Source organism: Paenibacillus sp. FSL H8-0034 (assembly GCF_038000305.1).
Taxonomy (GTDB): domain Bacteria; phylum Bacillota; class Bacilli; order Paenibacillales; family NBRC-103111; genus Paenibacillus_S.
In genome coordinates this window covers 881,800-893,918 of record NZ_JBBOBS010000001.1, presented here as the reverse complement: position 1 = coordinate 893,918, position 12,119 = coordinate 881,800, and the positions used below count along the sequence as shown (strand labels likewise).

At 45.9% G+C, this 12,119-nt stretch carries 11 protein-coding genes; 8 read left to right on the top strand and 3 right to left on the bottom strand.

Annotation, left to right across the window (positions count from 1 at the left end; all coding sequences use genetic code 11):
* Positions 1–54: 54 nt before the first annotated feature.
* The 4 genes from NST47_RS04230 to NST47_RS04215 all read left to right on the top strand — a co-directional run bounded on the left by NST47_RS04230 (position 55) and on the right by NST47_RS04215 (position 1,892).
* Entirely contained in the window at positions 55–705 is a 651-nt protein-coding gene (locus NST47_RS04230) for a cupin domain-containing protein (protein WP_341154014.1), read from the top strand.
* Positions 702–944: a helix-turn-helix transcriptional regulator gene (locus NST47_RS04225; RefSeq protein ID WP_341154013.1), complete on the top strand. Its 243-nt coding sequence runs from the start codon at positions 702–704 to the stop codon at positions 942–944. Before NST47_RS04230 ends, NST47_RS04225 begins: the two co-directional genes overlap by 4 nt.
* Before the next feature lie 21 nt (positions 945–965).
* Positions 966–1,631, top strand: coding sequence for a pentapeptide repeat-containing protein (locus NST47_RS04220; protein ID WP_341154012.1), 666 nt, complete (start codon positions 966–968; stop codon positions 1,629–1,631).
* Positions 1,632–1,727: 96 nt separating this feature from the next.
* Complete coding sequence (locus tag NST47_RS04215; protein ID WP_341154011.1) at positions 1,728–1,892, top strand: hypothetical protein; 165 nt, start codon at positions 1,728–1,730, stop codon at positions 1,890–1,892.
* Positions 1,893–1,981: 89 nt separating this feature from the next.
* Here NST47_RS04215 and NST47_RS04210 read toward each other — a convergent pair whose 3' ends face one another.
* Entirely contained in the window at positions 1,982–3,481 is a 1,500-nt protein-coding gene (locus NST47_RS04210; protein WP_341154010.1) for an IMP dehydrogenase, read from the bottom strand.
* Positions 3,482–3,728: 247 nt separating this feature from the next.
* Here NST47_RS04210 and NST47_RS04205 point away from each other — a divergent pair, with 247 nt between their 5' ends.
* From NST47_RS04205 to NST47_RS04190, 4 genes are all read left to right on the top strand, one after another.
* Positions 3,729–6,824, top strand: coding sequence for a hybrid sensor histidine kinase/response regulator (locus tag NST47_RS04205; RefSeq protein WP_341154009.1), 3,096 nt, complete (start codon positions 3,729–3,731; stop codon positions 6,822–6,824).
* A gap of 112 nt (positions 6,825–6,936) precedes the next feature.
* The gene (locus NST47_RS04200) at positions 6,937–7,743 is read left to right on the top strand and encodes a DUF2935 domain-containing protein (protein WP_341154008.1); all 807 of its coding nucleotides are present in this window, start codon (positions 6,937–6,939) and stop codon (positions 7,741–7,743) included.
* 163 nt (positions 7,744–7,906) lie between these two features.
* Positions 7,907–8,482, top strand: coding sequence for a TetR/AcrR family transcriptional regulator (locus NST47_RS04195; RefSeq protein WP_341154007.1), 576 nt, complete (start codon positions 7,907–7,909; stop codon positions 8,480–8,482).
* A gap of 73 nt (positions 8,483–8,555) precedes the next feature.
* Positions 8,556–9,983, top strand: coding sequence for a DHA2 family efflux MFS transporter permease subunit (locus NST47_RS04190; RefSeq protein WP_341154006.1), 1,428 nt, complete (start codon positions 8,556–8,558; stop codon positions 9,981–9,983).
* A gap of 93 nt (positions 9,984–10,076) precedes the next feature.
* On the opposite strand, the gene tenA is transcribed toward NST47_RS04190, so the two are convergent.
* Together tenA and NST47_RS04180 are read right to left on the bottom strand one after the other, a co-directional pair.
* On the bottom strand, positions 10,077–10,748 hold the full coding sequence (tenA, locus tag NST47_RS04185; RefSeq protein WP_341154005.1) for a thiaminase II: 672 nt from the start codon (positions 10,746–10,748) through the stop codon (positions 10,077–10,079).
* Positions 10,749–10,775: 27 nt separating this feature from the next.
* Positions 10,776–12,050 carry an acetylornithine deacetylase gene (locus NST47_RS04180; protein ID WP_341154004.1) on the bottom strand — a complete coding sequence of 425 codons (1,275 nt, stop codon included), beginning with the start codon at positions 12,048–12,050 and terminating at the stop codon, positions 10,776–10,778.
* Positions 12,051–12,119 lie beyond the last annotated feature (69 nt).

Genomic DNA, 12,119 nt, shown 5'->3' with positions numbered 1-12,119 from the left:
CTACTATTATGACGAATACTAGCAGTATCCTGATATTCAATGGAGGTCGCCGAGATGAACCGCGATACGTTGAAAGAAAATCGTATTCACGGACACCCCATATATCCCGTCAGTGTCTATAAGCTGCAATACGCGGCTGGAGAGCCGATTCTGGATTGCCATTGGCATGAGGAATTAGAGTTTCTCATCGTGACCTCCGGCCGAGCGCTCTTTCAGGTGGGGACCGAGATGATGGAGGTGAGCTCGGGGCAAGCTGTGTTCATTCCGAGTGGCGAGATTCATGCCGGATTTCCGATTGATGGGAGTCCTTGCAGCTTTGACGCTTTTGTGTTCCACAGCGATTTTGTAGCCAGCTCCACCTATGATTCCATTCAGGAGAAGTTCATCGCTCCCCTGCTCAATCGTCCTTATACGCCACCGATTCAGTTAAAAGGCGAGCTGGATTGGGAAAAGCACGTGTTGGTTCTGCTGCAGGACATGATCCGTTCCAATGTGGAGGTCGAACCTTTACGCGAGCTGACGACCAAGGCGCGGCTGTATCTTATTGTTGCCGAGCTGTTCTCCCATGCTGCCGAGCGTTCACCCGATACAGGGACCTATACGAACCGCGAGAAAACAGAGCTCTTAAAAACCGTCTCCATTACATTCACGAGCATTACCAAGAGCCGATCCGACTTAAGGAGCTTGCTATTCTGGCCAATATGAGTGAAGGACACTTCTGCCGATTTTTCCGTGAAATGATGCGTACAAGCGCTATTGATTACGTCAATCGTTTCCGAACCCGGCAAGCAGCCGTGCAGCTGGAACAGAGCGACCATCAAATAGCCGCTATCGCTCTCGATACAGGCTTCGACAATATCAGTTATTTTGTTCGTGTTTTTAAACAGCATATCGGTCATACCCCATCCCACTACCGCAAAAAGAGACAATCCGAGCTGCGATAATATGATACCTAAGGAGATCCTATGAATAAACCTGTGAACAAGAAAAAACCACCTGCACCACTCGAAGCACCCAAGCTACCGGCCCATCTGCCGGAGCTTGAGCTTGTTAATATGCAATCCTATGATCATATCGAGCTGGGAAGGGTTCAAGATAGTTTTATCGACAATTGCAGCGCACGCAAAATGTCCTTTGATAAAATGATTTTGAATAACGTCACTTTCACCGAGACGTCACTGACCGAACTTGAGCTTACTGATGTTGTTTTTGAACGCTGCGATCTATCCAATGTCAATTTCCAGGATGCGACCATCCATAGAACGGAGTTTAGGAACTGTAAGCTCATCGGCTTGGATCTGACTGGCGCTACCCTTCGAAATGTGCGCTTCCATCAATGTCTCGGTGATTATGCAACGTTTCGTTTTGCCAATTTCAAGCAGGTGCTGTTCGAGGACTGCTCCTTACGCAGTGCGGATTTTTACAATTCCACCTTACTTAAGACGATGTTTCAAAGTTGCCTTATCGATCTGGCACAATATTCCGGCACCAAGCTCGACGGCATTGATCTTAGCAATTGTCAGTTCAGCTCATTAGGCGTAGGCTTGGAGGATTTACCAGGCTGTATCATTTCCCGTGAGCAAGCGGCCGTATTTGCCAATCTGATGGGGCTGGTTGTCAAAGAAGATTAAACAGACCAGTACATAAACAAGAACATATGTTTGCTATTTATTAATTTTTCGTGGTAATATATGTATCAAATCAATTGAATTCGTACAGATGGGGACATGCTTATTCAGGATCCAGACGATGACATCACTGAGGTACGTTGGGTTGATCTCCAGACAGCCAGACAGCTCATGCCCGCATTATTTGCAGCTTTACACATTGATGCTATTTATCCATCCCCGGCTTTTTATGCATTCAAAGGAACACGTTTACGCGGCATATAACGCATTGTTTGTTATTCTTACCTATATTAATAAAATAAAAGGACGTGCTCCCCTGCACAAGCAGAAGACACGTCCTGGTATGAAATTATTTATTCTCCGGATAAGCCGCTTTCCTTCAGTATCACATCATGTGCTCCGCCCTCAACAAGGCTGGTCGCCGATACAACCGTAATTCTGGCTTCCCGCTGCAGCTCGGCAATCGACTTGGAGCCGCAATTACACATGGTCGATTTGATTTTGCTGGTTGTTTTCTCCAGGTTTTCCTGTAGACTGCCCGCATACGGTACGTACGAATCTACACCTTCTTCAAACATCAGGCCGCTCTTGCCGCCAGAATCATAACGTTCCCAGTTGCGTGCCCGATTGGAGCCTTCGCCCCAGAATTCCTTAACGAAATTGTTGTTCACTTTTAGCTTGCGGGTTGGACTTTCATCGAATCTCGCAAAATATCGGCCCATCATCACAAAATCCGCGCCCATCGCCAAAGCCAAAGTGATATGGTAATCGTGGACAATTCCGCCATCAGAACATATCGGGATATAAATACCGGTTTCTTCATAATACTGGTTCCGCGCTTCAGTAACCTCAATCAATGATGATGCCTGACCGCGCCCGATTCCTTTTTGTTCCCGTGTAATACAAATCGATCCGCCACCAATTCCGATCTTCACGAAGTCGGCGCCCGACTCGACCAGATAAAGAAAGCCTTCACGATCGACAACATTGCCGGCTCCGATTTTCACATCAAAGTTGGCTTTCACATATTGAATCGTATCCCGCTGCCATTCACTGTATCCATCGGAGGAATCAATGACCAAAACGTCAGCTCCAGCATCGACAAGCGCCGGAACTCTTTCCTTGTAATCCCTAGTGTTAATGCCCGCACCTACAATATAGCTTTTATTGGCATCCAAAAGCTCATTCGGATGGTCTTTATGCGCCTCATAGTCTTTGCGGAAAACCAAATATTCCAGACGCTGGTCATCGCCAACAATCGGCAAACAGTTAATTTTATGCTCCCAGATCAGATCATTCGCTTCCGACAGTGTAATACCCAGCTTGCCATAAATTAATGAAGAATACGGCGTCATGAATTGGCTGATCGGCTTGTCCAGAGAGTCACGGCTAATCCGGTAGTCGCTGCCCTTCACAATACCCAAGAGCTTGCCCTTCGCAGTTCCGTCGTCGGTTACAGCCAGAGTTGAGTGGCCTGTTTTTTCTTTTAAATCGAGCACATCGGCAAGTGTATGCTCGGGAGTCAGGTTCGAACGGCTGACGACAAAGCCAGCCTTATAGCCTTTGACTTTACGCACCATTTCCGCTTCTTCTTCAATCGGCTGAGATCCAAAAATGAACGAAATACCGCCGCTCCGGGCCAACGCAACCGCCATATGATGATCCGATACTGCCTGCATGACTGCTGATGAAAACGGGATATTCAGCGAGATTGCCGGTTTCTCCCCCTTTTTGAATTTGACGAGAGGTGTTTGTAAGCTTACATTTGCAGGTGTACAATCCTTGGTCGACAAGTTCGGTATGAGTAGATACTCGGTAAACGTACGCGAAGGCTCCGTGTAGTACTTGGCCACTTTTTCTCACTCCTCTTAAAGTTTTGATCACATATTTTCAGATAAATTTTTACAATCTTATCATTCAACCTACGGTGAGTCAACCTATTTTTTCTAATGGGTACAATTAGCATACAAACAGTCGGTGTCACTTCCAATTATAATCCATCCCGAACTCAAATAATGCAGAAATTCGGAAAACCAGGGGCTTTCGGTTGGCTCATGGCCAGAAGGGATTTATAAGATCTGTGTCGAAATATTTATTACTATGTCAAAAACAAAAATCCTCATCCTTATAGGGATCTTCCTGATTGTATTAACCGGGTTACGCTTAACTTGGTTTGTTTACCATATGACCCCCGAACATCCTCAAGTGACAGCAGGGGTGCTGGACTTACGGGATTGGGACCTGCCATCCGAGCACACTATTTCATTAAACGGTCAGTGGGAATTTTACCCGAATCTGCTTTTACATCCAAATTCATTTCAAGCGCAGCCTTCCTCTAAGGAAAGAGGCTTTATTCAAGTGCCATCCAGTTGGGATAACAATCCTCAGTTTGATCGGGATACTGTATTTAACTACGGGACTTATCGGCTGCGAATTTTGACTAATCCCACAAGGGATCAATCCTATGGCATTCGAATCCCCAAAATCCAAACAGCTTCTCAGCTGTTCGTGAACGGTCGACTGCTCGGAAACGCTGGTCATCCTGCAGAAAACCCTGATGCGTATATGGCTGTTGACATCCCTTACTCCGTATTTTTCACACCGGATACGCCTGAGATCGAGGTTGTTATTCAAGTATCCAATGCCAGCCGCTTTGGTCCCGGAGGCATCGTTCAGCCTATTCGATTTGGATTCCAGCCTGCCCTCAACCATGAAACCCTATTTACAATGAGCATGCAGCTTCTGCTGTGTGTCTTTCTATTACTGCACGCGGTATATGCCATCTTATTGTATTTCATAGGCTCTCGTCAAAAGGCATTGATCTACTTTGCTCTATTAAACCTGTTTACGATCCTTAGTGTTGTTGTCGATGACGACCGATTACTGCTGATCTGGATGCCCATTCAACAGGATTGGTCTTTAAAAATTTTTTTTATAGCTTATATTGGTCTTACCGCATTTTTTGTGCAATTTATAAAGTATTTGTTTCCTGATTATACGAAAATGAAGGTTTTTGTCTGGTTTCCCTATTTTTGCAGTCTTTACAGCTTATTTATTGTTTGCGCTAATACCGAAGCCATCACTAAGACGTTGTTTTTGCTCGCCGTTATTTTATTACTCTCTAATCTGATTGTTCCAGGAATTCTGCTTCGTGCAGTAATCAAGGGGGACAATGATGCCATCTTTTTACTGCTGGGGGCCGTAAGCATCACTGCCAATATCGTATGGGGAATTACCCGAAATGCCGGTTCGATCGAGATGACCTACTATCCCTTCGATCTGATTTTTAACTTCCTCGGGTTTGCGATTTACTGGTTCAAACGGTCTTTCCGGAATTCTATTGAAATTGTGAAGCTTGCGGACAAGCTCAAAAAAGTCGACAAGCTGAAGGATGATTTTCTGGCGAATACGTCTCATGAATTACGCAACCCGCTTCATGGCATCATTAATATCGCCCAAACGGTCCTGGACAGCGATGGAAAAGCTATGAATGACACGAATACGCGAAATATGGAGCTGCTGATCCATGTAGGTCGTCGTATGACCTTCCTGCTGAACGATCTGCTGGATTTGAATCGGCTTGAGGAGAACAAGATTCATCTGCAGCGAACCCGTATTGACCTGCATTCCGTGGCGTCGGGTGTTGTCGACATGCTGCAATTTATGACCGAGGGTAAGCCGATTCAGCTCATTCTGAATATCCCGGAACCGTTCCCGAGTGTCTATGCCGACGAGAATCGGCTTATCCAAATTTTATTTAATCTGGTTCACAATGCTATCAAATATACAAACGAAGGCTATGTCACCATTACCGCTCATGTCGAGGCTGGAAGGGCCAGCATTCATATTGCCGATACAGGAACGGGTATGGAGGAAGAGGTACGGCTGCGGATCTTTCAGCGATATGAGCAAGGTGATTCCAGCATCACAGCTGTAGGCGGCGGTCTCGGACTTGGACTCAATATTTGCAAGCAGCTGGTAGAATTACACGGTGGTAATATCCACGTCAGCACGACATCATCTCGAGGCTCCATATTCACCTTTACCCTGCCGCTGTTCGACCCGGTAGAACATCAGGAAGCAATTCTAAGAGAGCACCCTGCCTCCACCTCCGTCTATGAGGCTTCAGAAATTATTTCAGAAACAGCTGCAGCTGTAGCGAGCAAAGTGTCAGAGCATTTTTCTGAACCAATAGCTGTGAGCAGCGGCAGCAAGCAACGCATCCTGGCTGTGGACGATGATCCACTTAATCTCAAAATTCTTCAAAGTATGCTGGAAATCGAAAATTACGATATCGTCACGGTGACTAGCGGCAAGGAAGCGATAGCACGTGTTGTAAGTGAGCATTGGGATCTGGTCATCACCGACATTATGATGCCGCATATGTCTGGCTATGAATTGTCGCGTCTCATTCGTGAGCGCTTCTCCTTATCAGAGCTGCCGATTCTGCTATTGACCGCACGCAGCCGTTCAGAGGATATTTTTACCGGTTTCCATGCAGGGGCCAATGATTATGTAATCAAACCGATGGATGCACTGGAATTAAAATCCCGTGTGCGTGCCCTGACGGATTTAAAAAAATCGATTGGTGAACAGCTTCGGGTGGAAGCAGCGTGGCTGCACGCCCAGATTAAACCGCATTTTTTGTTCAACACGCTAAATTCGATTTCTGCTCTTGGTGATCTGGACATGGAAAGAATGAGGCTTCTCCTAGAGGTATTCGGGACCTACATGCGTTCCAGCTTCAGCCTGCAAAACCTGGAACGGGAGGTTACTCTGGATAACGAGATTGAACTTGTCCGTTCCTATTTATACATAGAAAAAGAAAGGTTCGATGAGCGGCTGCAGGTTGTCTGGGAAATTCAACCACACCTTCATGCCAAGCTGCCTCCGTTATCCATCCAGACGTTAGTAGAAAATGCGTTAAATCACGGCATTCTCCAACGCGCTAGTGGAGGAACAGTACAAATTCGGATTCGTCCTGCCGCAGACCATATTGAAATATCGATCATAGATAATGGCGTCGGTATGGATGAGCAGAAGCTGCAGGGATTACTTGACGGCCGCCGCGACAAAAAGAGCGGTATTGGTCTGTTCAACACGGATCAGCGCTTGAAGCAGCTTTATGGTGCAGGACTTCAGATTCAAAGCGCAGTTGATCAAGGTACTACCGTCAGTTTTAAAATACCCAAATAAAGGGCAGATGCAAGATTAATTCCTATATACGACACTGCATACCGTCCAAATAATGTATAATCATGAACACCTCGCATAAGGTATTACAAATATACCTTGGGAGGTTATTCGTGTGCCGGATGCTTTTGTCGTACGTTCTATTGATGAAATTCGCTTTTGGTCCCGCATCATGAAAGAACATTCATTTTTCTTGAGGCTGGGCTTTCGCTGCGAGGATACTCAACTCATTAATGAAGCGAATTACTTTTACAAATTGTTTGAAGGCATTGAACACAAATCGCATTCTTTTGGTCTGGATACGGATCCTTCCTCTATACGACAATTCAACACGGAAGTACATACAGCCGTTTCGCATATATGGGTGTTCAAAAGAAAAATATTAGGTCTGATCTTGACCTGTCAGCTTCCCGGGCAAAACAACTTCCCCCTATTGGTCGATCATGTTAGTCGGGAAGCGAATTATTTTCGAAATCGTCTGGAAGAACTGAATCAAGGCAAGCTGGAGCCGCTGCAGGATGCGATTCTTGACGAAAATGTATTTTTTCTGAAAATCATGGCAGATCACGCCAAATTCATAGGACACCTTCTTGACCCTTCCGAACGTAAGCTGGTAGATCAGGCCCGCGAGTTCAGCCAGGATTTTGATCAATTGCTGTTCCAGGCCCAGGATTTGAGCTCTATGCGTCCACAATCGCAAACGCAGCCTCTTTTAACCCAATTTTTGGATCAGAATCGAGTCTCTGTGAAATCATTACGCGATTTTAAACAAACGGCGAGAGATCTAATCTATGCATGTAAAATTAAAAGTATTATCCACCCCTTATTGGCGGATCACGTTTTCAGGGAAGCGGAGCGGTTTTTGGAAATTATCGATATGTTTGAAGGAGTATTGACCGCCTCAGGCAAGAAAAGGGAATGACCTCCAAATTAGACTGCACGATAAGCATGTTCAGCGGCGACCACTTTACGGTATTGTACCGGGAGTGGTCGCTTTGTTTTATGAAGGATCATTGACAAATTCGGGATATGCCACTATTCTACTAATAGACCGGTTGTTATAATTTTAGGAAGGTGATTCAGCTGTGGCAGACAAAAAAAATTCCAGAGACATTCTGATTGAAGTCGCTTCTCGGCTTTTTCGAATACATGGCTACTATGGTGTAGGGCTTAATGACATTATTGAGGAAAGTGGTATCCCTAAGGGATCGCTGTATCATTATTTTCCTAAAGGCAAAGAAGAATTAGCTATCGCGGCGATTCATTATACAAAAGAGATCGTTTTAGGCGAAATTCAAGAGGTATTTACAAGCATTGAAGATCCTGTACAAGCGATTCAGACTCATATTTACCAATTATCCGAGGGGATTTTTGATAAAACAAATGCATTTCCCGGTTTGTCCATCGGAACGATAGCAGGTGAAAAGCATTCAACAAGTGAGCCTATACGAATTGCCTGTCATTCTGCTTTTGAGGAGTGGCAATCTATGTACATTAAAAAGTTATTAGGAGCAGGCTACAGCGATAAGCAGTCTAAGGATTTAAGTATTGTCATCAACGCGTTAATAGAAGGCGGTATTGTTTATTCATTAACTGCCACCAACGGTGCCCCGCTCCGGGCCATTGCTGAACAGATCCCGTTATTATTATCTATAAAATAATTTCATACCGCATACAGCTTCAGAAAATACTATCAACACAGGTCAATCAAAGCTTTTATTGGAGGAATATCGCATGTCAACACTTGCATCACAGCAGCAGCAAGTCATTAGAACAACCCCTATTTTAATTTCCTTTTTAATTGCAGGGTTCATTGGATTATTTAGTGAGACAGCTTTAAATATGGCACTTGGTGATTTAATCAACGTATTTCAGGTTAGCTCTTCCACGGTACAATGGCTGACAACAGGATATCTGCTAACCTTGGGGATTCTGGTTCCCGTTTCTGGCCTCTTGCTTCAATGGTTCAGTACTCGTCAATTATTTACAGCGTCACTAATCTTCTCCATTATCGGAACGCTCGTCGCGGCAGTGGCACCAGGCTTTGCCATGCTCATGCTAGCCCGTGTTATTCAAGCCATCGGCACCGGTTTATTGTTACCTCTGATGTTCAATACGATCTTATTGATTTTTCCGATTCACAAAAGAGGAGCGACCATGGGGCTGATGGGATTAGTGATCATGTTTGCACCCGCTATTGGACCATCGGTGTCCGGTTTAATTATCGAGAATTTGAATTGGCATTGGATCTTCTGGGTGTCGTTACCGTTTCTTGTCATCGCGTTATTATCTGGCATCACCTACATGCAAAATGTCTCGACCATCACCAAGCCCAAAATCGATGTTCTTTCGATTATTTTATCAACCATAGGTTTTGGCGGTATTGTGTACGGCTTTAGCAGTGCAGGTGAAAGTGGCTGGGGCAGTAGTATCGTGATTTCTACTATCGTTGTAGGTCTCACCGCACTACTCCTGTTTTCGTTGAGACAGCTTAAAATGAGCAAGCCGATGATAGATTTGCGTGTTTTTAAATATCCGATGTTTACTTTAGGTTTATTAGCTGTATTTATTACTTTTATGATCATCTTATCTTCTATGATTTTGCTGCCCTTATACTTGCAAACGGGGCTGGCATTAGCGGCATTCTCAGCAGGGCTTGTGCTGTTGCCAGGAGGCGTATTGAATGGTTTGATGTCGCCATTAACAGGTCGTATTTTTGACAAATATGGACCTCGGGGACTGGTTGTTCCTGGTTTTGCTATCATGATTGTCATGTTATGGATACTTTCAACCGTCAACACAGAAACTTCTATACTAACGGTGGTCTTGCTGCATTCCTTTCTTTTTATCGGTGTGTCCATGGTGATGATGCCTGCTCAGACCAATGGGCTGAATCAATTACCTAAAGAGCTGTATCCCGATGGGACAGCTACAATGAATACACTGCAGCAGGTGTCGGGCGCTATCGGTACGGCCGTTGCCATTACCATTATGTCTGCTTCCCAAAGCAGTTATATGAAACATGTGACAAATCCAGCTGACCCAGCAGCAATTAGCGCCGCATTAACCGCAGGCGTTCAAGATTCCTTCATTTTCGGTCTCATTCTTGCCATCGTGGGTCTTGTCGTATCACTCTTTATTAAATCTTCTCGTGTAAAATAAGAACGTCAAACAAGCCAGAGAGCATGTATGTTCATCCTCTTCTGGCTTGTTTTTGTATATGGCAGTCAGCAAATTGCAGTCCATTACTTCATTTTAACGAATTGGCCATGTTTCCTGATGATAAGCCATATCCCAGAACAGCGTTTCATAGCGGGTCGTATTCAAGAAAATCGTTTCCAGCCGATCCAGCTCCGCCTGCGGCTTACCCTCTGTCAATTGATCGAACAGATCCAGACACCAGCGAGCCAAATTGCCAAATTCCTCTGAGCTGTACATCCGCACCCACTCTCCATACCATTCATGCTCGGACGCTCCCGGTATTTGATTCAGCTCCACCCCGATCTCCCAATAGCTCCACATACACGGAAGCAGCGCCGCAACCAGATCAGCCAAGGACCCATTGTTCGCAGCGTGCAGCATATAGTGTGTGTAAGCCAGCGTGATAGGAGAGGGATCAGCCTGCTCCAGCTCGTCTAGCGAAATCCCAAAACGAGCCGCGTAGTCGCGATGCAAGGACATCTCCTCATTCATCGTGGAGTTCAGCAGCGCAGCAAACTTGCCCATCGTCCCGATATCATTCGCTTTTACAGCACCCATAGCAAACAGCTTCGCATAATCAATTAAATACAAATAGTCCTGAACCATATAGAAGCGAAACTTCTCGATGGGGAGCGTTCCCCGCCCAAGCTCCTGTACAAAAGGATGAGTATGATTTTGGCGCCAGACATGCTGGAGCTTTTCATATAAGTAGGTTGAAAATGTCATCGATAGCTTCCTCTTTTCTTTAAAGGGTTATTTCTTTGTATGTCCCCATTCGTATATAAATTGAAGCATCACTTTGGTGAAATCTACTACCTGCTGGATCGATACCTGCTCGTTGACGGCATGGGCATTGCCCAAATCGCCTGGTCCATAAATAGCTGCGGGAATGCCAGCATCCCCAAACCAGCCCCCATCAGTGACAGTCGGTGATACATCAACAACAGGCCGGCTGTTCAAAATACGCTCGTGAGCCCCCATTAACGCACGAACAGCGGCATGCTGCGGGTCCACCTCCAGTGAAGGGAAGATTTCGCCGCGGTCTTCAATCATCGACGATCCGCCCCATGTAAACTCAGGGGGATTGTCTCGAAGCCATACATCTCCGGCGGCCACCAGTCTGATATGCTCCTCGATTTCTTGGGCTACTTGCTCATGGGTCTCATTCGGATAAAAATGTACGGTGATCCATAATCGACATTCATCGGCAATAAACGCGGCGTGTCGACCTCCCTCAATAACGGCAGGATTGATCGTACTTGCTCCTGGTGGACAATCCGGATAGCTTTTGATTACGGACCAGTGACGCTCCAAATCCTGCAGTCCTTGAACCAACTTCACCATTTTCTCAATAGCGCTTGCGCCGAACAGCTTGCCTCCGGCATGGATCATGCTCCTTCTCGTCGCATCGTGAAAGGTTTGCTTGCTCTTCACCGTGATCCAGCCCGTAATGACGCCGCCCTGCCCTTGAATATGCAAATCACTTGTATCGACAACGATGGCAAAATCCGCGCTGTACCCACGTTTGCAGCATTCCAGCGTTCCCGCTTCGCCCACTTCCTCACCAATCACGGATTGGAATGTAAGGTCACCGGGCAGCCGGATACCAGCTTCATGCAGCAACTGAGTGGCAAACAGCGCCCCGGCAAGCCCCGCCTTCATATCCGCGGCACCTCGGCCAATGATCGCACCGTCCCTGACAATCGGGGTGAAGGGTGTCGTTTCCCACGCCTCGTCCGGGCTCACCTCAGCCACATCCATATGACCGTTAATAATCAAGCTTTTGTACGTATCCGATTCGCTGCCTTTTAACACACCAACGACATTCGGATCTCCTGGGTATACGTCCCATTTATCAATAACAAAGCCCTTATCCTGCAAAAATGCAGCGACAAACTGCTGGGCTTCCTCTGTATTGCGAGCTGGTGGTGCCGGTGTTTGAAACCGGATCAAACGCTCGACCAATTCGATGAGTTCCACCTGACGCTGGTCAACTTGTCGAAGCAATGCTTCCAGATGAGTCTCCACTCATACCGCTCCCTTCCGTTACATAAAAAGAATGATCAAATAGTAGCATACCTGCATGGGTTTACTCAA

Bases quoted from the DNA above. Each gene is read 5' to 3' on its own strand.
- NST47_RS04230 (WP_341154014.1), top strand. From the start codon at position 55: ATGAACCGCGATACGTTGAAAGAAAATCGTATTCACGGACACCCCATA.
- NST47_RS04225 (WP_341154013.1), top strand. From the start codon at position 702: ATGAGTGAAGGACACTTCTGCCGATTTTTCCGTGAAATGATGCGTACA.
- NST47_RS04220 (WP_341154012.1), top strand. From the start codon at position 966: ATGAATAAACCTGTGAACAAGAAAAAACCACCTGCACCACTCGAAGCA.
- NST47_RS04215 (WP_341154011.1), top strand. From the start codon at position 1,728: ATGCTTATTCAGGATCCAGACGATGACATCACTGAGGTACGTTGGGTT.
- NST47_RS04205 (WP_341154009.1), top strand. From the start codon at position 3,729: ATGTCAAAAACAAAAATCCTCATCCTTATAGGGATCTTCCTGATTGTA.
- NST47_RS04190 (WP_341154006.1), top strand. From the start codon at position 8,556: ATGTCAACACTTGCATCACAGCAGCAGCAAGTCATTAGAACAACCCCT.
- tenA (WP_341154005.1), bottom strand. From the start codon at position 10,748: ATGACATTTTCAACCTACTTATATGAAAAGCTCCAGCATGTCTGGCGC.